Annotated in this window: 23 protein-coding genes and 1 tRNA gene; 12 read left to right on the plus strand and 12 right to left on the minus strand. The window is 63.6% G+C overall.

Annotation, left to right across the window (positions count from 1 at the left end; translation table 11 throughout):
* Positions 1–234: 234 nt before the first annotated feature.
* From KF838_05485 to KF838_05530, 10 genes are all read left to right on the plus strand, one after another.
* Positions 235–609 carry a hypothetical protein gene (locus tag KF838_05485; GenBank protein QYK49304.1) on the plus strand — a complete coding sequence of 125 codons (375 nt, stop codon included), beginning with the start codon at positions 235–237 and terminating at the stop codon, positions 607–609.
* Positions 603–3,548 carry a cytochrome c biogenesis protein CcsA gene (ccsA, locus tag KF838_05490; GenBank protein QYK49305.1) on the plus strand — a complete coding sequence of 982 codons (2,946 nt, stop codon included), beginning with the start codon at positions 603–605 and terminating at the stop codon, positions 3,546–3,548. Before KF838_05485 ends, ccsA begins: the two co-directional genes overlap by 7 nt.
* A 110-nt stretch (positions 3,549–3,658) precedes the next feature.
* Complete coding sequence (nrfH, locus tag KF838_05495) at positions 3,659–4,204, plus strand: cytochrome c nitrite reductase small subunit (protein QYK49306.1); 546 nt, start codon at positions 3,659–3,661, stop codon at positions 4,202–4,204.
* 45 nt (positions 4,205–4,249) lie between these two features.
* Entirely contained in the window at positions 4,250–5,872 is a 1,623-nt protein-coding gene (locus KF838_05500) for an ammonia-forming cytochrome c nitrite reductase subunit c552 (protein QYK49307.1), read from the plus strand.
* Between the two features lie 244 nt (positions 5,873–6,116).
* Positions 6,117–6,368 (plus strand): hypothetical protein, encoded by a 252-nt coding sequence (locus KF838_05505; protein QYK49308.1) that lies wholly within the window; start codon positions 6,117–6,119, stop codon positions 6,366–6,368.
* A 39-nt stretch (positions 6,369–6,407) separates the two neighbouring features.
* Complete coding sequence (locus tag KF838_05510; protein ID QYK49309.1) at positions 6,408–6,758, plus strand: hypothetical protein; 351 nt, start codon at positions 6,408–6,410, stop codon at positions 6,756–6,758.
* Positions 6,759–6,845: 87 nt separating this feature from the next.
* Positions 6,846–7,097: a hypothetical protein gene (locus KF838_05515; protein ID QYK49310.1), complete on the plus strand. Its 252-nt coding sequence runs from the start codon at positions 6,846–6,848 to the stop codon at positions 7,095–7,097.
* A gap of 102 nt (positions 7,098–7,199) precedes the next feature.
* Positions 7,200–7,772, plus strand: a complete 573-nt coding sequence (locus KF838_05520) for a winged helix-turn-helix domain-containing protein (GenBank protein ID QYK49311.1) — start codon at positions 7,200–7,202, stop codon at positions 7,770–7,772.
* Complete coding sequence (locus KF838_05525) at positions 7,769–8,437, plus strand: DUF2924 domain-containing protein (GenBank protein QYK49312.1); 669 nt, start codon at positions 7,769–7,771, stop codon at positions 8,435–8,437. The genes KF838_05520 and KF838_05525 overlap by 4 nt, the downstream gene beginning before the upstream one ends.
* Positions 8,434–10,278 carry a recombinase family protein gene (locus KF838_05530; protein QYK49313.1) on the plus strand — a complete coding sequence of 615 codons (1,845 nt, stop codon included), beginning with the start codon at positions 8,434–8,436 and terminating at the stop codon, positions 10,276–10,278. The genes KF838_05525 and KF838_05530 overlap by 4 nt, the downstream gene beginning before the upstream one ends.
* A gap of 227 nt (positions 10,279–10,505) precedes the next feature.
* Here the strand turns inward: KF838_05530 and KF838_05535 are convergent.
* From KF838_05535 to KF838_05545, 3 genes are all read right to left on the minus strand, one after another.
* Positions 10,506–10,597, minus strand: a tRNA-Ser gene (locus KF838_05535).
* Between the two features lie 87 nt (positions 10,598–10,684).
* Positions 10,685–10,960, minus strand: coding sequence for a hypothetical protein (locus KF838_05540; protein ID QYK49314.1), 276 nt, complete (start codon positions 10,958–10,960; stop codon positions 10,685–10,687).
* 213 nt (positions 10,961–11,173) lie between these two features.
* The gene (locus tag KF838_05545; GenBank protein ID QYK49315.1) at positions 11,174–11,773 is read right to left on the minus strand and encodes a DUF3553 domain-containing protein; all 600 of its coding nucleotides are present in this window, start codon (positions 11,771–11,773) and stop codon (positions 11,174–11,176) included.
* Between the two features lie 250 nt (positions 11,774–12,023).
* Between KF838_05545 and KF838_05550 the strand changes: the two genes are divergently transcribed.
* Positions 12,024–12,257: a DNA-directed RNA polymerase subunit omega gene (locus KF838_05550; GenBank protein QYK49316.1), complete on the plus strand. Its 234-nt coding sequence runs from the start codon at positions 12,024–12,026 to the stop codon at positions 12,255–12,257.
* 34 nt (positions 12,258–12,291) lie between these two features.
* Positions 12,292–12,891, plus strand: a complete 600-nt coding sequence (locus KF838_05555) for a phosphopantothenoylcysteine decarboxylase (GenBank protein QYK49317.1) — start codon at positions 12,292–12,294, stop codon at positions 12,889–12,891.
* Positions 12,892–12,907: 16 nt separating this feature from the next.
* Here the strand turns inward: KF838_05555 and floA are convergent, their stop codons facing one another.
* The 9 genes from floA to ccoN form a co-directional block, all read right to left on the minus strand.
* Positions 12,908–13,903: a flotillin-like protein FloA gene (gene floA / locus KF838_05560; GenBank protein QYK49318.1), complete on the minus strand. Its 996-nt coding sequence runs from the start codon at positions 13,901–13,903 to the stop codon at positions 12,908–12,910.
* Between the two features lie 117 nt (positions 13,904–14,020).
* Positions 14,021–14,245: a cbb3-type cytochrome oxidase assembly protein CcoS gene (ccoS, locus tag KF838_05565; protein ID QYK49319.1), complete on the minus strand. Its 225-nt coding sequence runs from the start codon at positions 14,243–14,245 to the stop codon at positions 14,021–14,023.
* Positions 14,246–14,248: 3 nt separating this feature from the next.
* Positions 14,249–16,705 carry a heavy metal translocating P-type ATPase gene (locus KF838_05570; protein QYK49320.1) on the minus strand — a complete coding sequence of 819 codons (2,457 nt, stop codon included), beginning with the start codon at positions 16,703–16,705 and terminating at the stop codon, positions 14,249–14,251.
* A complete protein-coding gene (locus KF838_05575; GenBank protein ID QYK49321.1) occupies positions 16,702–17,511 on the minus strand; it encodes a sulfite exporter TauE/SafE family protein in 810 nt (269 codons plus the stop codon). Before KF838_05575 ends, KF838_05570 begins: the two co-directional genes overlap by 4 nt.
* 11 nt (positions 17,512–17,522) lie before the next feature.
* Positions 17,523–18,053: a FixH family protein gene (locus KF838_05580; protein QYK49322.1), complete on the minus strand. Its 531-nt coding sequence runs from the start codon at positions 18,051–18,053 to the stop codon at positions 17,523–17,525.
* The gene (ccoG, locus tag KF838_05585; protein QYK49323.1) at positions 18,040–19,584 is read right to left on the minus strand and encodes a cytochrome c oxidase accessory protein CcoG; all 1,545 of its coding nucleotides are present in this window, start codon (positions 19,582–19,584) and stop codon (positions 18,040–18,042) included. The genes KF838_05580 and ccoG overlap by 14 nt, the downstream gene beginning before the upstream one ends.
* A 40-nt stretch (positions 19,585–19,624) precedes the next feature.
* Positions 19,625–20,230, minus strand: a complete 606-nt coding sequence (locus KF838_05590; GenBank protein QYK49324.1) for a c-type cytochrome — start codon at positions 20,228–20,230, stop codon at positions 19,625–19,627.
* Positions 20,227–20,442: a hypothetical protein gene (locus KF838_05595; protein ID QYK49325.1), complete on the minus strand. Its 216-nt coding sequence runs from the start codon at positions 20,440–20,442 to the stop codon at positions 20,227–20,229. The genes KF838_05590 and KF838_05595 overlap by 4 nt, the downstream gene beginning before the upstream one ends.
* Complete coding sequence (ccoN, locus tag KF838_05600; protein ID QYK49326.1) at positions 20,439–22,829, minus strand: cytochrome-c oxidase, cbb3-type subunit I; 2,391 nt, start codon at positions 22,827–22,829, stop codon at positions 20,439–20,441. Before ccoN ends, KF838_05595 begins: the two co-directional genes overlap by 4 nt.
* Between the last annotated feature and the right edge of the window lie 250 nt (positions 22,830–23,079).

The following is a 23,079-nucleotide window of genomic DNA, read 5'->3' on the forward strand; positions in this document are numbered from 1 at the left end:
CCCGGCTGCTCGCATGGGTCATACTTCTGTTGTGCTAGAAGTGAGGGAACACGGAGCGTGTTGGTCGCAAGGGAGCTCTCTTTGGGTTTTTCTCTTGCGACCCATTCGGATTCTGGACCTGTGACGGGTGACTAAGTGACGCCGCCTGCAGAGGAGGGACCCGAGCTCTCACGGAGCAATGGCTGGCCTTGGGATGCACCGGCATCTTGGCGGCTCCAGCAGGGCGAGCGGACGATGCGTCTAGCGACAAACAAGGTACTGGAGTCCTCGGACGCGGTTGAAGTTGCGATCAGTTGGCTCTCAGGCGATGTCGGCGGCATGCTTTGCGATAGTGAACCGTTGACACTGCCAGATCGGCTCCCGCCTACGAACGAAGTCGCGCTTGTAGACTTGATCGATCCGTTCGACAACGATCGGTTCACAGGGTCACTCCTACATTTTACAGACGCGGAGCAGTACACCATGGTTGCCAACATCTTTGAATGGGGAGCGAATCAGAAGTGGTGGGAACGCGTCAGTGCCGTATCGGCGGTCGCTTCTGTGATCAAGGGCGAGGTGTTCGCGTTCGCAGCAAGGTTCGTCGCACCGGAATGGGCAGAGGCATGCTGAGGGCCGCCGTGAGGGTCTTGGCGTCGTTGAGACTCACCGTTATGCTGCTGGCGGTGTCGATGGCGATCATTTTCATTGGAACGCTCGCGCAGGTCCGTGTCGGTGTGTGGGAGGCGGTTCACACCTATTTCCGCGCTCCTATCGCATGGGTCGATCCCAGCCTCTTCATCCCATCGTCTGCGGGAACACTCCCCTTCCGCGTGCCGCTTCCCGGCGGGGCAACCATCGGCTTGCTCCTGCTGCTGAATCTCCTCGCGGCCCACGCCTCCAGATTCAAGCTCACGGCCCGACGAGCGGGGGTTATGGTGCTGCACGCGGGACTGGTGGTGCTGCTGATAGGCGAGTTCGCTACGGCGATGCTCGCCGACGAAGGACTGATGTCGATCGACGAGGGGAGCACGGTTTCGTACGTCGAGGATGTCAGATCGTCCGAGTTGGCCATCATCGACAACTCAGATACGAGCTTTGATCGCATCGTTACTGTGCCTCAGGCGATGCTTGTTCGTGCAGCGGCTACGGGTAACCCGATCTCAGATGTTCGCTTTCCCTTCGAGATACACGTAGAGGCGTGGATGCCGAACGCTCGGCTGATGAGAGCGGTCGGCGATCGGCTCGCTGATCGTGGCGTGGGCATCGATGCGATAGCCGAACCACTACCGGTGGCGAGAGGCGTCGATGGTGCGCAGACTGACGCTCCTGCAGCGTACGTCAGACTGACCCATCACGGTGAGTCACTCGGCACATGGCTTGTCTGGTCAAACCTCTTGGCGGCCCAGCGTGTGGAGTGCGGCGAATCATCGTTCGATCTCGCGCTGAGATACAAACGGACATACAAGCCATACTCGTTGACGCTGTTGGACTTCCGACACGACAAGTTCGTCGGAACAGAGATCGCAAAGAACTTCTCGAGCCATGTGCGACTGGTTGATGCCAAACGCAGAGTGGATCGTGAAACGACGATCTGGATGAACAACCCGCTGCGATATCGTGGAGACACATTTTACCAGGCATCCTACAAGCCCGATGGGACCGGCACAGTTCTGCAGGTGGTACGGAATCCTGGAGCGACGCTCCCATACGTCGCGTGCGGGCTTGTGAGCGTTGGGCTGCTGATTCACTTCGGAGCAGTATTGTGGGGATTTCTTCGACGTAGACATGAGCGCGAACGCAGTTTGTTGGTTTCCGGTCGTCCGAAGTGGGCGGCTCCAATTGCGATGGTCGGCGCGACCGTCGGCATCGTGGTTGCGTCTGTTGGGCTCTTTCGTACGCCTAACTTTGCGGGATATGACCTCGATGCCTTGGCGAGAATACCGGTGTCGTCGGGTGGTCGCGTCAAGCCGTTCGACACCGCGGCTCGTCACGTGATGATGGTCGCGGGTGGGAGGCAGTCGATACGAGCCGAGGGCTGGTCTCTCGAAGCCGTTGAGTACCTTGCCGGGCTGATCGCGCGGCCAGAGGCGATCGCTGATGCGCCGGTCGTCCGAGTCGATCACCCTGAGGTGCTGGCGATGCTCGCCCTTCCGCCCGATGCAGTGGGTCGTCTGGGCATGAGCGGGATTGAGCCGCACTGGGCGAAGATTGTGGGCGAAGCGGAGCATGCGTTCGAGGTCGAGCCGAAGCAACGTGATGCGTACCAGCGAGCACTCGTTCGCACCTATCACTCCGTGAGCACGCTCCTTGCTCATGCACGCATGCGCGAGCCGTACACGGTTGCTCCGCTGGGTGATGGGACAGACTGGAGGAGCTTTCACGATGCGTTCCTCGAGACCCGAGCCGCGGCACTCGACGGAGACATTTCTGAGCAGGAGGCGATCGAGCGCATGCCACCATCGGTCGCTTACTGGATCGCGATGATGACCGCGTATGCCGAGTCAGATATCCAAGGGTTTAATCGCGCGGTCGCCTCGTACCATGGGTTGCTGGAGGGAGTGATCCCAGCCACCATGAGACGCATGGATCTCGAGGTCCGTTTCAACCGTGCAGGGTTGTTCGTCGGAGCGACTTGCGCGTATATCGTGGCGTCGTTGCTGATCATGCTCTCGATGCTGCTTCGGGCAAAGGATCCGGCCAAGGCGACCGCGAGGCCGCCACTCGCCGATGTGATCAGATCTCTTGGTATCGGCGTGGCATGGGGGGCACTATTCGTGCACACGATCGGGATCGTTGCACGCGTCTACCTTCAGGATCGTCCGCCGGTGACTAACCTGTACTCATCGGCGATTTTCGTCGGATGGGCCGCTGTCTTGTTCGGTATGGTGATCGAGCGTTGGCACCCGATCGGCATTGCGGCACTTGGCTCTGCAGCGATCGGCTTCGGAACCCTGATCGTTGCCCACAACCTAGGCAACGACGGGGACACGATGCAGATGATGCAGGCAGTCCTCGACAGCAACTTCTGGCTTGCGACGCACGTGATCACGATCACGCTCGGGTACTCCGCTACCTTCCTTGCAGGCACGCTCGCTGCTGCTGCGATCCTGCTCGGCGTGTTCACTGTGACTCTGACTCCAGAGCGTGCCTGGACGCTCGCTCGCATGGTGTATGGCACGGTGTGCTTTGCCCTGCTGCTTAGTTTCGTAGGGACAGTGCTGGGTGGTATCTGGGCAGATCAGTCGTGGGGGCGGTTCTGGGGTTGGGACCCCAAAGAGAACGGCGCTGCCCTGGTCGTGCTGAACGCGGCACTGATCCTACACGCTCGATGGGGAGGATTTATCCGCAAGCGAGGGCTCTTTGTGCTCGCTGTGGGCGGGAGCATAGTGACGGCATGGAGCTGGTTCGGCACGAACATGCTCGGCGTGGGTCTGCACTCATACGGATTCATGGATACAGCCGCGATGTGGCTGCTGGGATTCGTGGTCTCACAGTTTGCATTGATGGCGGTCGGGCTGCTCCCTCTTTCACGCTGGCGCAGCGCGGGTGGGCTTTGCGGGGCTCTGTGAGAGCGGGCGGCAATCACCCCTGCGATGACCAGTTGGTGAGCGGGAAGTGAGCGAAGCGGTTTGAACTCTGGCGTGTATGTCTCTACTCTGAACCGGCATCGTTGGCTTTCATGGCGAGTGAGGCACTTGGTGTGAATGAGCGTGTGACCGAACCTGAGTCGGCGGAGTCTGCGGCGAGCAGGCACGGTCGGCGTGGGCTGATCGCTCGAATCGGCTTTCTGCCGCTTGTCGCGACCGTGCTGATGGGTATGCTGGTCGGCATGGGGGCCTTCACCTTCGGCTATGGAAAGGGCGCGGCGTATCTCTCGAATAATCCCGCAGCGTGTACGAACTGTCACGTCATGCAGGACCACTTCGATGCGTGGCAGAACTCGAGCCACAAGAACGTGGCCACCTGCAACGACTGCCATCTCTCGCACCACCCTATCGGGAAGTGGATCGTGAAGGGCGACAACGGCTTCTTCCATTCACTCGCGTTCACTACGGGGAACTACCCCGACCCGATCCGTATTAAAGAGCGGAACCGGCGAGTGACGCAGAACGCGTGCCTTTCCTGCCATGAAGACTTCGTCCACAACATGCTCCCCGAGAATCCCGCGGGCGACATGCTCAACTGTGTCCACTGTCACAGTGGGGTCGGGCACGCTCACAGATGATCAGTCCCGATCTCTCTCGCCACTTGCTCTCTCTCAGGGTGAACCATGAACGACAGCTCTTCGCAACGTCAAGGCGGACAACCGAGCAGCAGGCGCATCTCGCTTCTATTGCTGGGTGTGCTGGCGGCTGCTGCGGGCGGCACGGCGATCGTTACATACACCCTTGTACAGATGTTCGAGCACAAGCAGGATGCACGCTCGCCGTACCTGCGGATCGTTGATCTGAATGAGACGAGCACGGACCCAGTGCCGTGGGGCATGAATTGGCCTCACCACTTCGAGCAGTACAAGCAGACGGCGGGCGACAGGTTCTACGGCGGGTCGAGCGCGATGCCGCAGAGCAAGCTCGACTCCAGCCCGTGGCTCAAGCGTTTGTATGCCGGCTATGCCTTCAGCATCGACTATCGCGAGGCGAGAGGCCACGCGTACATGCTTTACGACCAGGTTGTCACGGAGCGAGTCAACCAGCGTGCGCAGGCTGGTGCGTGCCTCCATTGCCACGCCTCGACAACGGTCCTCTATCGAAAGGCCGGGCTTGAGGCTCTGGGTATGCCGGCCGACCACTCGGCTCTGGCTTCGGCGTTCGACATGCCGGCGGTCATCAAGGGCTTTGAAGCGCTCAGTACCAAGCCGTATCACGAGGTGCTGGAGATGCTCACTCAGGTTCCTGACGGCACGGGCGCCGATGGCAAACCGATCTTCGACTCTCCCCCCGTCGGCGGCTTTACACCAGGGAAGGTTCCGGAGGGCCACTTCGCCATGGGCGAAGCACATCCGGTCAGCTGCATCGACTGCCACGATCCCTCGACGATGAAGGTCCGCATCACCCGACCGGGATTCATGCTGGGCATGCAAGCCCTTGCCGAGAGCAGCGAGCCGCTCCCGCACATGCCAAGCGTGGAGAAATGGCGGAAGGGCGACCGTGCGCTGCCGTACGACCCGAACACCTTGGCCACGCGCCAGGAGATGCGATCGTTCGCGTGCGGCCAGTGTCACGTGGAGTATTACTGCGCGACCAAGGACACCCTGACGTTCCCATGGGGGAACGGTCTCAAGGCCGAGCAGATCGAGTCCATCTGGGAGGCAAAGAAGTTCCCCGACGGATCGAAGTTCATGGACTACAAGCACGCCGAGACAGGCGCGCCGCTCTTCAAAGCCCAGCATCCGGAGTTTGAGCTGTGGAGCCAGGGGATCCATGCACGATCAGGCGTGAGTTGCGCCGATTGCCACATGCCATACGAGCGAGTGGGCGCGATGAAGCTCAGCAGCCACAACGTTCGCAGCCCGATGGAGAACATCGACAATGCGTGCCGTACATGCCACCATGTGCCAGCGGAAGAACTGCGTGCGCGAGTGGAGATGATCCAGGATCGGACGGTTCATCTGATGGAGAGGACGGCTCACGCCATGACCGAGATGCTCGATGCGATCATGGAAGCCAAGGCGTCCGGCGTGTCGGAGGAGGCCCTCGGGCCCGTCTACGAACTCCAGCGCAAGGCGATGTGGCGTCTTGACTACATCAGCAGCGAGAACTCGAAGGGGTTCCATGCGGATCAAGAGGCCGCGAGAATTCTCGGCGAATCGATCGATTTCAGCCGCCAGGCCCAGGCGATGGCGCTGCGACTCCTCTCGCGCGAAGGCGCTGGCCACGAGCCACCTACGAGTTGAATCGAAAAGCGGCGTTACTCCGGCGAGTAACACCCGGTCTGGCGACGCTGGCGTTAAACGCGCAAGCGGGCACCCGCCCACTTGCGCGTGACATGCCCACTGCTTGCCCACATTCTGGACGCTGATCGCGGATTCCTCGCGACATGGGCCGGATCGCCTTGCCTGTGCGCGATGATCTTGCCCTGATGTCTCTGACGCGAGCGGCACTTTCACGGAGCTGCCGCCGCTCGCGAAGGAGAACGCCATGACGCACGCGAACCAGATCTCGCCGTTCCACCAACTCAAGGCCGCCGCGAGGGCGGCGCACGAGCGTCTCGGGCTTCGCCACCAACCGGTGGTGGTCCGCAGCGAGGAGAGCGCCTTCAGCATCGCCGACCGCACCAGCGCGGGGACGGTGGTGCTGGGCGAGGGCGCGTACTGGGTGGTCTGCCTCGCCGACGCCGAGCGGCTGGTGAACGCCGGGTACGAGTACGCCCCGAGGCCGACGAACCGCTGAACCAACGACCAACGCACTACACACCGACGGAGACGATTCATGACGAACCCCCACGACCCCCACGACACCCATCTCAACCGCACGCCCTCGCTCGACGCGCTGGCCAAGCGCCACGACCTCGACGAGGAACTCGAATGGGCCAAGGCGGAACTGCTGCTGGAGACCTTGGAGACTCGCGGCCGCGACGCGCTCGACTTCCACGAGATCCCCGTCAGCGCGATCCGCGACGTCGTGCGGCACGCCTTCGAGAGCGGGTACAGATCCGGACTGCACACCGGCTACCGCCAAGGCAGGTCGGACGCCTGCGACGAGGCACGCGGCAAGGAGGCCCGAACCCAGCCCCGCAACCCCGACCTCGTAGACCGATCCAGAACCGACCCGACGACCTGAAGCCCGCGATCTGCGGGCTTCGCTGCTTTTGGACCCGACGCGATCAGACGCAACGCCGCGCAACCCACCACAGACAGGAGCACCACCATGCACGACACCGACCTTCAGGACACCCTGCTCAACGCCATCCAGAACATCCTCGACGCCAGAGACGAGGTCGAGGGCGAGGACGACGACATCGCGCTGGCCGAGATCGCCCGCGACATGGTCAGCGACCTCGACGACCTCGCGAGCGTCACCACCTTCGAGCGGGCCGGATTGATGACCACCAACGCCGGGATCGTGCTGCGCTTCGGCGACGGCTCGGTCTTCCAGATCTCGATCGTGCAGAGCAGATGACCGCCACGGCCCGCTCATCCACGCGCCGCTCCGGGAGACCGGTGCCAGCGCGATTCCCCGGAGCAACGTGCGCCGGGTTCCATCCCAACGACGGAGACCACCATGTCCAAGAAGACCCCCACGACGAAGTCCAATCCCGCCAGCAAGGCCACCAGGAGGCCCGCGCCACACGCGGCCGCGAACGACAAGGCCCGCGCTGAGGCGCTCGCCAAGTTGAACGCCAAGCCCGACGCGACGGCCAAGGACGCCAGCAAGCGCGGCACAATGGCGTCCACGTCGTCGGCACCGAAGCCCGCAACCAAGACCACCGCCAGGCTCAAACCCAAGCGCCTCTCGGCGCTCGACGCCGCGGCTCAGGTGCTTCAGGCCTTGCCCGCGAAGGAAGCTCGGCTCGGACTCTCTGCATCCGAGCTCATCGAGCGCATGGCGGCCGCAGGCCTCTGGACCAGCCCGGGCGGCAAGACACCCGCCGCGACGCTTTACGCCGCGATGATGCGTGAGATCTTGGCCAAGGGCGATGCCGCTCGCTTCGTGCGCCTCGAAGCCACTGATGGTGGGAAGCGCGGCCGTTTCACCGCATCTTCCGTCACGGCAACGGTTACGCGCCAAGACCACACGTCCAAGGTGCGGACGCAGAAGACCCCGAAGCCCCTGTCGCGGAAGGGGGCCGCATGAGCAGCGAACGGATTCAGACAAGACCAAAGGGACGTGCGGCTGCACGCAACGCGCGCAACGCGGTTGATCTCGCGCGGCTTGAGTCCATGTCTCTTGCCGAGATCCGTGACCTCTGGCGTGTTCTCGGGTGTCGCAGAAGCCGCAGGGGCGGTGCAACTGGTGCTGGTGGCGAGGCCGGTGGTGGAGTGGTGCCGCGGCGCGTCATGATCCGCGACATCGCCTTTCGAGCCCAGATCCGTCGCTTGGGCGGTCTGGACCGGACGACGGAGCGCCTGCTCAAGTATGCAATCAAGGACGCGATCGCCAATGCGCGGATCTCCGAACTCTCGGTGAACGCTCCGAATCTCACGGCCCAAGACGATGCCACCGGTCATGAACCAACAGTCCCCTCCAAGGGCGTGCGGCGGCCGCGCACGACAAGCCCCGCTCTTCCCGCCGGAGCCAAGCTCATCCGCATCTGGCGGGGTCGCACGCACGAGGTCACTGTCGTGCAGGGAGGCAAGGCCTTCGTCTATCAGGGCAAGACCTACCGATCCCTCTCCAGCATCGCCACAGAGATCACCGGCGTGGTCTGGTCAGGCCCGCAGTTCTTCGGGGTCGTGAGCCGCAAGGGCAAGCGAACCACGCGCGGATCCACTGCGGGCAAGGAGGGGGGATCGATATGAGTCGCCCTTCTTCGTCTCTCTCGGGCGGCATGGGTGTCCCCGGTCGCACGGGTGATATGGTTGGCTCGGTCCGATGTGCCATCTACACGCGCAAGTCCAGCGAGGAAGGCCTGGACATGCTCTTCAACTCCCTGGATGCCCAGCGCGAGGCCGGGATGGACTACATCAAGAGCCAGCGCAGCCAGGGGTGGGTCGCTGTCCCGACCCTCTATGACGACGGAGGCTTCTCCGGTGGCAACACCGAGCGGCCCGGCCTGCAACGCCTCCTGGCCGACATCAAGGCACAGCGCATCGACATTGTGGTGGTGTACAAGGTCGATCGCCTCAGCAGGTCGCTCAGCGACTTCGCACGACTCATGCAGGTCTTTGACGAGCATCGGGTCTCCTTCGTATCCGTCACCCAGCAGTTCAACACGACGACGTCGATGGGGCGGCTCACGCTCAACATGCTCCTCTCCTTTGCGCAGTTCGAGAGGGAGGTGACGGGCGAACGCATCAGGGACAAGATCGCCGCCACCATGCGCAGAGGGATCTTTACGGTGGGGCGGCCGCCCTTCGGATACCGCAGGCCGGTGCCGAGCGACCCGGACCCCGGCAACCGCGTGATCCGGATCGTGCCCGAGGAGGCGGACATCGTCCGTCGCGTGTACGCGCTCTATCTGGAGCACCGCTCGCCGCTCGCCGTCATCGAGGCGCTCAGAGCCGAGGGGATCCATCGTCGCCTCCGGCAGTGCGACACTGGCCTGAATGTCGGCAAGCTCGTGTGGAGCACCGGCCACATCCATTCCATGCTGACGAACGCGACCTACGCGGGCAAGATCGTCCACACGCGTGGGGCCAACCTGCCCGAGGGCAAGGGCAGGTGCCCGACCGACATCTGGCCCGGGCTCCACGAGCCGATCATTGATCCTGAGCTATGGGACAGGGTGCAGGCGCTGATCAACCGGCGCGAACGAGCACCGGCGACGCGCTGGTCCCACACCCACCTGCTCAAGGGCAAGCTGCGGACAAACGAGGGTTCGACGATGACCCCGTCAAACTCCATGAAGCGGCTGGCGGATGGGGGGTGCCGCCGGGTGCCGTATTACGTGAGCATGAAGGCGTGCACACAGGGGCGTGGGTCCTGCCCCGTCCGCAGAGTCAACGCGGGCGTGCTCGACACCCTCGTGCGTGCGCTGGTGCTGGATCGCCTGGAATCGGCTCACGGGGTGCACCTGGGCCATGTCGAACTTGAGGTCCGCGATCTCTGGATCCGCGAGGTGATCGAAGGGGTCGTGGTGGGCATCGATTGTCTCAGGGTCACTCTAAACGTCCGACGCATCCGGGCGTGTCGAGAGTCACTCGGAGACGGGTCGAGGTCATCGTCCACACCCACGCCCACACCGGTGCCGCGGTGCCGCTATGTCCCGGAGGTGACTCAGGAGCCGACGGGTGTCCAGTTGTCTGAGGTCGAGCGCGAGACACTGGCGTTGCAGATCCAGATCAAGCGTCACGACGGTCGCCACGTCCTGCTGCACCCCGAGGGGCAGGACCTCATCTGCAAGCTGGACTCGCGGGGCCGCCCCGAGCCCTCGCCGCACATCGTCCGCGCCATCGGCCAGGCCTACGCGATGCACGGTGAAGTGCTTCGAACGGGCAAGCCCATGGAAGAGGTCGCCCGAGCGCTCGGAATGGACCCCGCGCGGGGCAGGCAGTTGCACGTACTCACGCATCTGAGCCCGACGATCCTGAGGGCGGCGTTGACCGGAACCCTGTCGCCCCAGGTCTCACTGCTTGACCTGCGGGCGGCGGCCAGTGAACTGGACTGGACGCTGCAGGCGTCCCGCCTCGGCATGCGATAGACGGCGGCTGGTTGCACCACGCCCCAGCGACCCCGTTCGGATCACATCGAACTCCAAAGCGGATCGCCGAAATCGCCGACTCAGAATGGGGCCGCCAGATCGCCGAATCTTGTGCTCTGAGAAGCTCAGAGCGATCGGGTCTCCAAACGGAACTCGCGGAAATCCGCGGGAAATCGGCCCTATCGCCGAGAACGCAAAGCGTCCCCAGGACGAGTCGAAAGCGAAAGCGGAGAGGGAGGGATTCGAACCCTCGATACGGAGTGATACCCCGTATAACGGTTTAGCAAACCGCCGCCTTCAGCCACTCGGCCACCTCTCCGGCGACGACGGCAAGCATAGCACACAAGGGCGACCGGTTTCTTTCCGGCCGCCCTTGGCTCTCTCCGCGATAGTGTGGTCAGACCGATCAGTCCTGTTCGCCGGGCTGGCTCTTGTTCTCGAGCAGTTTCCGGAGGTACTGGTTCTCGCGGCGTGTGGCTTCGAGGTCGAAGACGAGGTACTTGATGCTGAGTCGGAGGTAGTCGAGGGAGTCCTGGAGGTCGTTGATCGTCTTCTTCATCTTGTCGTGGCGGTCTTTGGTCTCGCTGGCGAGTGCTTCGAGCGCGGGGCGCTCGGTCTCGGGGAGTTTGCCGATCTGGCTGATGAGTTCGCCGAGTTTGGCCTGGAAGTCCTGCTCGTTCATGGCTCTTCTCCTCGTGTCTTCTTTGGCTCTCCCCGGTGTGGCCCGGGACGAGAGAAGAAGGAACAAGGGGCGGGCCATTGCGGCACGTTCGGCGTGCCAGAGCGGTTGGTCCGGGAATGGTGGACGTGGGGCGACCTGAGCGCGGTGCGGCCCGGGCTCGGGGCGATAACGGCTCGGTGTTCGGCGGTGGGCTGTGAGGCGCGTTGAGCCGGCTCAACGCCAGTTGTCGGCTCGCTTCAGCGCCTGTTGACCCGCGGGGGGCGCGGAGGACATGGCAGCGGCGATGGACTCGGGCTCTTTCTTGCGGGCATCCTGGACCAGACGCCTCAGATGCTGCTCCAGGTTCATCTTGAAACGGTCGAAGGCCAGTTCGAGTTCGTGGCGGCTGAAGCGGCTGAGCGGATCTGAGAGCCCGGTCTGAGCGGTCGCCCAGTCGAGGAGGGAGCCCCCACTTCCGGTAAAGCGATAGAGCTTGAGCGTGTTGGTCAGCCGGGCCTTGAAGCTGATGAAGGGATCTGTGGCATCGTCCGGGAGTTCGCCGAGGACCTGGGCGGCTTTGAGGTGATCCGGGCCGTCGAGGCCCGCGGCGTCTGAGAGCTTACGGTCCAGTGAGGGCGCGGCGTCGGGGTGTCTGAGATCGGCGAAGGCGGTTGAGATCGTTTTCGGGCCGGCCCTCTCGAAGCGGATTCCCAGACGCTGGCAGGGATGGCCGTTGTGGACGGCGGCTTCGACGCTGGTGACCGATCCGGTTCCCCATTCGGGACGGCCCGCGTGGACAACCCGATCGCCGACCTTCCAACCCGACGTGCTCATGAGCATTGTCTCAACATCCTGTGCAGCGACATTCCTCGGCCATTCCGTGGGGCGAGGGGACCAGATCCGAACTGAGGGGGCGGGCTGACGGGAATTCCGTCGTCCGCGGCCTTGCGTGGCCGCGAGGCGGCGCGTGGCAAGGAGTCCTTTGTACGCCTAGTGTATCACCCCGCACAAGCCCAGGCGCGAAGGTCGGTCGGAGTCGCTATCCCCGACGCTGTGGTTGCCTGAGGCCAGAGAGAAAGTCTCGATGATCGAAGCACTGAAGGACGACCTGATTGTGAACAAGTGCGGCGGCCGGTTCAAACTGACCGCGCTCATCCAGCGGCGTCTCGTGCAACTGATGGATGGGGCTCGCCCCCTCGTTGAGCGCGACGGCCGCACCGACCTTGAGGTCGTGATCCAGGAGATCCTGGAGGACAAGATCGCGTACGATCTTCCGGTCGGCGGAAGTGATGCTGGGGAAGAAGAGCCCCTGCTCTGATGATGCCGGCCATTGTGACGCTGGCGACGCTCGCATGAGCACACGTTCGGGCGACAACTCGGGTCTGCAGGTCTTCCGGGACCGACGCATCCTCGTCGGCATCACAGGGGGGATTGCTGCGTACAAGACGGCGATGCTTGTCAGCCGCCTCGCGCAGGCGGGGGCGCAGGTGACTGTCGCGATGACCGAGAGCGCGACCCGATTTGTGACGCCTCTGACGTTTCAGGCGCTGTCGGCCCGGCCCGTGTACACGAGTGCGTGGGAGCATGTGGAGTCGAAGGACCCGCAGCACATCTCGCTGGCGTCGTCGGCGGATGCGGCGATTGTTGCCCCGTGCACGATGGACACGATGGCGAAACTGGCGAGCGGGATTACCGAGGATGTGGTGTGTCTGATCCTGTCGGCGATCGACAGGGGGAAGACGCCGGTGCTGCTCGCGCCTGCGATGAACAGCGTGATGTGGAGCCAGCAGGCGACGCAGCGGAATGCCGCGACGCTGCGGGGTGATGGGTACACGCTCGTCGGTCCTGACGAGGGGTGGCAGGCGTGCCGGCAGGTGGGTCCGGGGCGGATGGCTGAGCCGGAGGAATTGCTTCAGCGGCTTGCCGAGGCGATCACGGCCCGATCGCCGTGATCGGTGTCGGAGGGGGTCAGGACTTGGACTTTCCGTCGCCCGCGATGGACTGACGCATATCGGTGTCGGCGACGACGTTGCGCATCTTGTAGTAGTCCATGATTCCGAGGTGGCCGGAGCGGAATGCCTCGGACATGGCCTTGGGGATCTCTGCTTCTGCCAGGACGACGATGGCGCGGTTCTTCTGCTCCATCGCCTTGAACTCCTGCTCTTCAGCGACGGCGGCGGCGCGGCGGCTTTCGGCCTGTGCCTGTGCTCGCTGCTTGTCGGCGTTGGCCTGGTCGAGCTGGAGTTTCGCGCCGATGTTGTCGCCGACGTCGATATCCGCGATGTCGATCGAGAGGATCTCGAAGGCGGTGCCCGCGTCGAGGCCGGACTCCATGACCTTGCGGGAGATGTCGTCGGGATTCTCGAGCACCTGCTTGTGGTCAACCGCGGAGCCGATGGTGGAGACGATGCCCTGGCCGACGCGGGCGATGATGGTCTCTTCGGTCGCACCGCCGACGAGACGGGCGATGTTGGTGCGGACCGTGACGCGTGCCTTGGCCTTCAACTGGATGCCGTCCTTGGCGACGGCGTCGATGGTCGGGCGGGGGCTGGACTGGGCGGGGCAATCGATGACCTTGGGATTGACGGATGTCTGCACGGCGTCGAGGATGTCGCGGCCAGCGAGGTCGATCGCGGTCGCGATGTTCCAGGGGAGTTCGATCCTCGCGCTGCGTGCGGCGATCATCGCGCTGATGACGTTGGGGACGCGGCCGCCGGCGAGGTAGTGGGTTTCGAGCGCGTTGGTCGGGATATCGAGGCCCGCCTTCACGGCGCGGATGCGGCTGAAGACGATCGTGCGGATGTCGACCTTTCGGAGCTTCATCCCGATGATCTCGAGCAGCCCGACTCGGGCGTTCGAGAGCAATGCCTGGATATAGAGGTTGATGAACTGCCCGATCACGAAGATCAAGATGATCAGGAACAGGCCGACGACGGCCAACGCGACGTAGAGAAAGTTATTCATCTGGAGATCGCCTCTTGGAAACCGGACCCATGTGCGACGAGTCACTCGTCGGGACGCCCCCAGTATAGATGCGTCGTGAGCGAAGCGTCAGCGAGAAGATGGGCGGCGACCTTTCGATCAGGAACGGATCTTCAATCCTGCGCGAACCCGGTTCGGGCTCTGTGGCCGGTTCCGCCCGGTGGTTCCGCTGCTACGGGCGGGCGTGTCGTCGTCGAGGATCACGCGGAGTGAGGGCGTGTCGAGATCGTCGAACTGGCCTTGCCTTGCGGCCCAGATGAAGCCGAGCAGCGCGACAGCGGCGAGGAGGAAGGCGATCGGCATGACGATGTAGAGGACGGACATGGTTCAGTCTCCAAAGGTCCTGACCCGGAGCGAACTGGCCAGCACCGTCAGCGAGCTGGCGGGCATCAGGATCGCGGCGATCAGAGGGTTGAGGATGCCGGTCATGGCCAGCGCGGCGGCGAAGATGTTGTACGAGAGCGAGAAGAGGAGATTGCGTCGGATGACCTTCATGGTCCGGCGTGATGCCCCGAGCAGGTCGAGGATCGGCATGAGGCCGGGAGACCCGAGGTAGACATCCGCTGCGGAGAGACTCGCTTCTGCGCCGCCGTGGACTGCGATGCCGACCGTGGCCGAGGCGAGCGCGGCGGCGTCGTTGACGCCATCACCGACCATGACGACCGGTTCTTCCCCGATCAGTTGTTCGACGATCCGCTGTTTGTGCTCGGGGTCGCAGCCGCCGTAGATGTGCTGCGGATCGATCCCGAGCTTTCTTCCGACTGCTGCGACGGCTCCGGGATGGTCGCCGGACAGGATGCCGATCCGCCACCCGAGCGATCTCAGCCCCTCGATCGCGGCGGAGGCATCCGCACGGATTGCATCGCCGATGACCGCGACAGCGACGACTTTGCCATCGACCGCGATGAGGACCGGGGTGTGTCCGTCTTCTGTTGATGATCGCTCGATCTCGGCGATCCTTGGCTCTTCGGCGACGTCACATGCTCGAACGTGGCGTGCCGACCCCACGATGACTCGGCGTCCAGCGACAGTGCCGCTCGCGCCGGATGATGCGAAGACCACGCCGTCTGCAACGGTCTGTTCGGTGTTGCCGATTCCATCGACGATGGCTCGGGCGATCGGGTGTGATGAGGAACGCTCGATCGCGCAGACGAGTTGCTTTGCCGAGGCGTCGCCGTGCCACGCGAGCAGACGCATGCGACCTTCGGTGATCGTGCCGGTTTTGTCCAGCAGGAGGATGCCGCGACGATCGAGGGCCTGCAGCGACTCTCCGCCTTTGAGGAGCATGCCGCGTCGGGCGGCACGTCCGATCGCGACGCTGACCGCCAGGGGCGTCGCGAGTCCGAGGGCGCACGGGCATGTGACGATAAGCAAAGCCGCGGCGTGTTCGATCGCTTTGCCCGGATCTGTCGGCCACCAGAGGAGGACTGTGATTGTCGCGAGGCAGATCATCGCGAGGACGAAGCGTCCTGCTATCGCGTCGGCGAGGCGGACAATGGGAGCCCGTCGCTGTGCAGCGTCTTCGACCAGACGCATCAGCTTTCCTACGCGCGTGCCCTCGCCGGTGGCGCTGACACGCACGAGTATCTCCGAGGAGACGTTCAGTGCTCCGGCGGCGACTTCATGCCAGCACATCACATGTATGGGCATGCTCTCACCCGTGAGGAGCGCCTGGTCGACCGTGGTCTGGCCTTTGATGATGACCCCGTCGACCGGCAAGCATTCGCCCGCGAGCACCTGAACGACATCGCCGGGCTTTATCGCTTCGATGGGAACATCACGGGTTGTTCCGTTCTCCCAGACTCGGGCGGAGGAGGGGGTCAGGGCGTAGAGCATCTCCAGCGAGTCGGAGGCCCATCGCTGCTGGCGCTGCTGGACGAAGCGGCCGACGAGCAGTGCGAAGACGAGGACGCTGAGCGAGTCGAAGTAGACCTCGCCGATGCCGCGGAACGTGCTGACGACGCTCCAGATCAGACCGGCGACGAGGCCGAGGGCGATGGGGACGTCGAGTTGGATGACTCTTGCCCGGAGCGCGGCGATCGCACCCCGGATGAAGACGCTTCCCGGCCAGAGAACAGAGACCGCGCTGATGAGCATGCTGGTCCAGCGGAAGAGCTTGAGATACTCGGGCTCGATGCGGTCGAAGAGGCCCGCGTAGAGCGCGAGGGCGAGGAGCATGACGTTGCCTGCGCACGCGCCGGCGATGCCGATTCTGATCAGCGCTGCGCGGTCCTCGATACGGCGAGATTCGCGTTGGTTTCTGTCGCGTGCGACGTGCGGCGGATAGCCGAGTCGATCGAGCGTGCGAGCGATCTTCGAGAGGGTGACGCGGCGCGGATCCCACGTGAGTGTCACCATCGCGCGGCGCATCTCCAGGCGGGCTTCGACGACGCCGGGGACAACTCGGGGGAGGCGTTCAACGAGCCACACGCACGCGGCGCAGTGCACGCCCTCGACGAATAGCTCGACGGCACGCGTGCCACCGGGGAGTTCACGGACGTACAGGGCACTGAAGGTGTCGTCGTCGAACTCCGCGTATCGGGCGCCGGTTCCCTTTGAGCGTGTGTTGCCTGAGGGGTCGGCATCGCGGAGGTCGTAGTATCGCTGGAGATCGCACGAGCTGATGATCTCATAGGCGGCGCGGCACCCATGGCAACAGAACTGATGGGCGGCACCCTCTTCCACGAGGCCTCGGGGCACGGAGAGCCCGCAGTGGTCGCAGAGCACGTCCACGTGCGAGGAGCCGATCGTGACGCGATCGATGTTTCCTGCGATCGCGCTCATGGTCTCTCCCCCACTGCCGACTGCTCATCTTCATCGGCTCCGGGACCGGCGCAGCACGCGGGCGTCTCGTCGGCGAGCGTGCTCAGTCGCTCGATCGAGGCATCGGCCTTCCCGTGTGTAGCCATGGCGGGCACCGCGAGGCGATCCATCGCGGTGAAGGCACCGATGGCGATGAGAGCGAGCGATGTCGCGAGCGGCATTCTGCGTTTGAGGAGGCCGGAAGCACGCGATAATCCCATGCCGAGCGTCACAAGAACCGGGAGCGTGCCGACCCAGAAGACCGCCATGGTGATCGCGCCGGTATCGGCGCGGCCCGTGCCGGCGGCGGTGATGGCGAACGCGTAGAGCCAGCCGCACGGGAGGAGTGTTGTGAGCAGTCCGATCGAGGCGGATCGGACGAGCGGCGGCTTGTTCATGACCATGCGATGCCCGCGTGCGACCGCGGTCTGGAGGACGCGAGGCACGCGAGCCGGGGCGATTCGGATGCCGTAGTGACGCATGATCGCGATCGCACCGAAGCCGATCATCATGACTCCGGCTCCGACAGCCGCGATTCGTCCGATTCCGGCGGCCTCACCGGCGAGGTCGACGGCGGAGCCGAGAAGGCCCGCAACGGCTCCGAGGGCCGAGTATGTGAGAAGGCGGCCTCCGTGGTAGGCGAGTTGGAGCAGCGCGGGGGAGACCGCTCGCTCGCCCTGCGTGACCGCGATGGCGAGGAATGCGCCGCACATGCCGGCGCAGTGCATGCTTCCCAGCACGGATGCGGTGAAGACGGCGATCACAAGCGGCCAGATCTCGATCTGCACTCGTCACCCTTTCAGTCGGCCCGCTTCCAGTCCTGCCTGACGGAAGTCACGAAGTGTTCGTCGTCGCGGGATGCGATCAGTCGCACCTCGTGAAGTCCCGCATCGCGGAGCGGGACCTCGCCCTGGTAGATTCCCGCGCCTCTTTCGACCATGACGGCTTCGAAGCGTGCGGCCGCGGACCCGTGATGGAACGCGACGACATCGATGTTCGCGCCGGTGATCGGTTGTCCATCTCGATCGGTGAGTCGGATCGTGAGGGTCCGGTTGCCGGACGCCGAGCGTGCGTCTGGCACGTCGAGGGCTGCGTTCCAGCCGAGGGCGGCCGAGCGTGCCAGCTCGGCTTTGGATGCGTCCCATTCGACGGCGCGCTGGTAGTAGTCGGGCTCGACGGCAAAGTGTGTGTCGCGAGAGACGAGGTAGATCGTGACGCCGACGACCGTGAAGTTCATCGCGAGCAGTCCGAAGACCAGCCAGAGTGCGCCGGGCACGGCTCGCAGGCCGCGCGGCCGTTGGCGGGCGGGAGTGTTTTCAGTCGCCTGCATCGTGCTTCTCCTTGTCGCTGTCGGCTGAGCCGCTCTGCGTGTGATCGCGCGGGGCGGCGGTGGTGTCTCCCGAAGAAAGACCGAGAGAGCCGGGTCCCATGAGGAGGAAGCGAACGTCTTTGGTGTACGCTCCATCCTTCCCTGAGACGCGGATGACTGACTCGATCCGGCCACGCGTGAACGCCGAGAACGGCACGCCGATCGTTACGGGCACCACCTTCGAGCTTTCCGGGTCGACGGCGAGCGATTCTTCGTGGGTGATGGTTGCGCCCGGGATCCCGACGACGGAGAGCGAGAACTCGATCGGTGACTCGGTGCGGTTTGTCAGTTTGATGCTGGCGCGATTCGTGATCATGCCGCCGGCAGTTTCGGTGAAGGGAGCACCGCGGCCTCGCACGATGATCACCGACGCTGTGGACTTGGTTGAGAGGGCGTACACGAAGAGCGAGGCGAGGAGCGTCATGATTGCCGCGTAGATCACGACGCGAGGGCGGATGACGTGGCGTGCCGAACCCTCGACGGCGTTCTGCGACGAGTAGCGGATCAGGCCCGTTGCGCGGCCGAGCTTTGTCATGACGGCATCGCAGGCGTCGATGCACTGGGCGCAGTTGATGCACTCCATCTGCAACCCGTTGCGGATGTCGATGCCTGTGGGGCAGGTTGTGACGCAGAGATGGCAATCTACGCAATCGCCGATCTTCTCTTCGCCTGTCGATGATACGTCGTTGGATAGGACCTTGAGGGAGAGATCTGTCGGCTGGGGCTTTGCGGGTCGCTTCTTGCCCCGGGGCTCACCCCGAGTTCTGTCGTAGGTGACGATGAGCGAATCGCGGTCGAGCATCACGCTCTGGAAGCGCCCGTAAGGGCACGCGACGATGCAGGTCTGCTCGCGAAAGTATGAGAAATCGAACATCATCGCGGCGGTCACGCCGAGCATGACGAGAAAGGAGGTCGGGTGTTCGGTCGGGGAGCGGCGGACCCACTCGGCGAGTTTCTCGACGCCGACGAAGTAGGCCAGGAACGTGTGGGCCAGATACATCGAGATCAGGAGGTAGATCAGGTACTTCAGTGGGTTTGCGAACCCGCTGCGGGCGATCCAGTTCTTGCGGGTTGCGCCCGGCTTTCCGTTGAGGAGGCGTTCGATCGGCCTGAAGACGAACTCCATGTAGACAGTCTGGGGGCATGCCCATCCGCACCAGACGCGCCCGAAGAGTGAGGTGGCGAGGAATATCCCCACGAAGACGAGAACCAGAAGGAGAGCGAGGAGGACTGTGTCGTTCGGGAGGAAGGTCGTCCCGAAGAGCGTGAAGCGTCTGGACGCGACATCGAGGAGGACCAGCGGGCGCCCATTCATGCGGAGATAGGGGACCAGCGTGAAGATCGCGATGAGGACGATCGCGACGGCACGGCGAGCTGTCAGGTAGCGTCCCTTGGATAGCTTGGGGCAGATCCATTTGCGCTTCCCTTCGCGTGTGAGCGTTGAGAGCACTTCCGGAGGCCCGCCAGCCCGATCTGTACCCGAGGCCTGCATGTGCTCACTCCGGCTCGGGCTTCGCCGAGCGCATGTGCGTTTACTCGGTCGGCCACGCCGGGATGACTTCGCCTTCCGCGGGGCGAGCCGTGCCGGGCTTCGTGCCGCGGAGTGAGGCGACGTATGACGCGAGGATGACCCTCTCGTTCTTTGAGATCATGTTCTCCCATGCGGGCATCGCGCCGTTGGCGGCACCGCGGGTGATGACGTTGAAGATGTCCGGGAGCGTCTTGACGATCTTGTAGTGATCGTCGGTGAGATTGACGCCGTTGATGCCGCCTCCGTCTTTGGCGTGGCATGCGGCGCAGTTGCCCTGGAAGATCCCCTGAGCGACGGCCATCATCCGCTCGTCGTTCATCATCTTGATGATTGTGGGAGTATCCGGCTCGAGGTCTCCGATCTCGCCGAAGATCCTCGCGAACTCTTCGACTTCAGAGGCCCGCCACTTGTCCCAGATTGAGGAGGACAAGGGGCTGACGTGGTACCACGCCGTGTAACAGATCGAGAAGAAGACGGAGGCCAGGAACAGCGCGTGCCACCACCCCGGCGTGGGATTGTCGTACTCGCGGATCCCGTCGTACTCGTGCTCCATCAGCGATGCCTGGCCTGATGGGTTCTGCGCACCATGGTTCTGGGTTGAGTTCATCGCTCTGCGCTCCCTTCAGAGGCGTGCATCGTCTCGTTGGTCACGCGTGCGGGCTCTGAGATCGGCAGAGACGCGTGCTGCTTCCATTCGTGTGCGTGCCGCTTCGAGAAGATCCTGGCGACGACGCCCGCGAAGACGGCGAGGAAGATCACAAGCCCGATCTGGGGATACACGGAGAGATCCATGTTTCCCATGATGTCCGAGAGACTCATCGCTTCTCCTCCTTCGCGGGAGTTTCGCCGCTGCCGGAGGCATCGGCGGTTGCGGTTTCTTCTTCGCCCCCGACGGGTGCGTGGATATCGGTTCCGAGCCGCTGGAGATACGCCACCATCGCGATGACCTTCTTCCCCGAGAGGCCGGGGTATCCGCCTTGTGCTTCGAGTTCGGAGGCGATGCGTTCTGCCTGTGCTCTTGCCAGTCGTTCGGCACCGCCCTGGCGGACCGCTTCTGCGTATGGGACGCCAAGCATCGCCATTGCATCGACGCGGGCCTGGATCGACGCGAAGTTCAGATCCTGCTTGAGCAGGTGCGGGTATGCGGGCATCAGCGACTGCGGGATCAACTGACGCGGATCTTCGAGGTGGCGCACCTGCCAGTCGTGCGACTGCTTGCCGCCGACTCGCGCGAGATCGGGGCCGATGCGTCGGCTTCCCCACTGGAAGGGATGGTCGTAGACAAACTCGCCGGGCTTGCTGTATTCGCCGTAGCGCTTCGTCTCTGCCCAGATCGGCCTGATCATCTGCGAGTGGCAGTTGTAGCAACCCTCGGCGATGTAGATGTCGCGCCCGGCCAGTTCGAGCGGTGTGTACGGCTTCACGGACTCGATGGTCGGGACGTTCGATCTGATCAGGAAGGTGGGGATGATCTCGAAGAGCGAGGCGACGGCGACCGCGATGAAGACCCAGACCGTGAACTTCATCGGGCGGCGTTCCCAGACGCGGTGCCACCAGCCCTGGATGAAGGTGTCGGCCTTGTGTCCGAGCCCGACGTTCGCTTCGAGTCGTGATCCGGGGCGGGGCGGATCGACGTAGACCTTTGAGAGCGCGGGCGCCTCATACACGGGCTCGTCGTATGTCTTCGGGCGTCTGGCCCAAGTCATGCCGATGTTGAGGCCGCACATCAGCATGCCGACGAGGTAGAGCGAGCCGCCCACGACGCGGACCCAGTACATCGGGACCAGCGCGGTGACGGTCTCCACGAAGTCGGGGTAGGCGAGGCGGCCGGACTCATCGAACGCCCGCCACATCAGGCCCTGCGTGAGCCCCGCGGCGTAGATCGAGAGGACGTAGAGCACGATGCCGATGGTGCCCAGCCAGAAGTGGGCCGCCATCATTTTGCGGCTCCAGAGGGGCGTCTGGAAGAGGCGCGGGGCGAGCCAGTAGAGCATGCCGAACGTCATGAAGCCGTTCCAGCCGAGAGCTCCGCCATGGACGTGCGCGATCGTCCAGTCCGTGTAATGCGTCAGGGCGTTGATGCTCTTGATCGAGAGCATCGGCCCCTCGAAGGTGGACATGCCGTAGAAGGTGATGCCGACAACGAAGAACTTCAGGATCGGATCGCTGGCGACCTTGTTCCATGCGCCGCGGAGGGTCAGAAGTCCGTTGATCATGCCGCCCCAGGACGGCATCCAGAGCATGAGCGAGAAGAGCATGCCGAGCGTGCTGGCCCACGCGGGGAGAGCGGTGTAGTGAAGGTGGTGCGGTCCAGCCCAGATGTAGATGAAGACCAGCGACCAGAAGTGGACGATCGAGAGCCGGTACGAATAGACGGGTTTCTCAGCGGCTTTCGGCAGGAAGTAGTACATGAGGCCGAGGAAGGGCGTCGTCAGGAAGAACGCGACGGCGTTGTGGCCGTACCACCACTGCATGAACGCGTCCTGCACGCCCGCGTAGACGGGCCATGACTTGGCGATGTCGGCCCCGGTGACGCTCTGGCCGTTGATCGCGCCCGCGATCACCATGGGCAGGGTGAGATTGTTGAAGACATGGAGCATCGCGACGGTCACGATGGTCGCGATGTAGAACCAGAGGGCGACGTACATATGGCGTTCGCGACGCTTGACGAGGGTTCCGAAGAAGTTGACGCCGAAGAAGCCGACCCAGACCACCGCGATCGCGAGGTCGATCGGCCACTCGAGTTCGGCGTACTCCTTCGACTGGGTGATGCCCAGGGGGAGTGTCAGTGCCGCGGAGACGATGATCGCCTGCCATCCCCAGAAGTGCAGGCGACCGAGGATGTCGCTGAACATCCGGGCCTTGCATAGACGCTGGGTCGAGTAGTAGATGGCCGCGAAGATCGCGTTGCCCGCGAACGCGAAGATCGCGGCGTTCGTGTGCAGGGGGCGGAGGCGGCCGAAACTGATCCACTCGGTGTCCACGATGAGCGTGAGCCAACCGAACCCGGACTTGTTCAGGAGCTGAGGTACTGCCAGCTGCAAGGCGACGATCAGGCCGACGAGCATCGCGACGACGCCCCAGAGGATCGTGGCGCCGACGAACATGCGCACGATCCTGTCGTCGTAACTGAACCTCTCCATCGCGCCCGAATCACCCTGCGCCCCGGACAGGGCTCCTGCCTCGCTCGTCGCTTGCACGCTCATAGGTCATGCTCCCAAGGGCCAACGCCGGTGAAGACGCCGCCTGCATGCGGACAACCGGATCTATTGCTCTTTTTATCGTCAATAGACCTTTGGAGTCAAGCACAAGAGCATGTAAAGATGTAGAAATCGCCTGATTTGAGAGAAGTAAGGCGTGATACAGGTGGGTCGGACATGAGTCCCCGGATCGGGAATCAAGCCATTTGATCGGATTTCGGTGGACTTCGAACTCCTTTTGTCCGTAATATGGGCA

It is taken from the genome of Phycisphaeraceae bacterium (assembly GCA_019454185.1).
Classification (GTDB): Bacteria; Planctomycetota; Phycisphaerae; order Phycisphaerales; family UBA1924; genus JAHBWV01.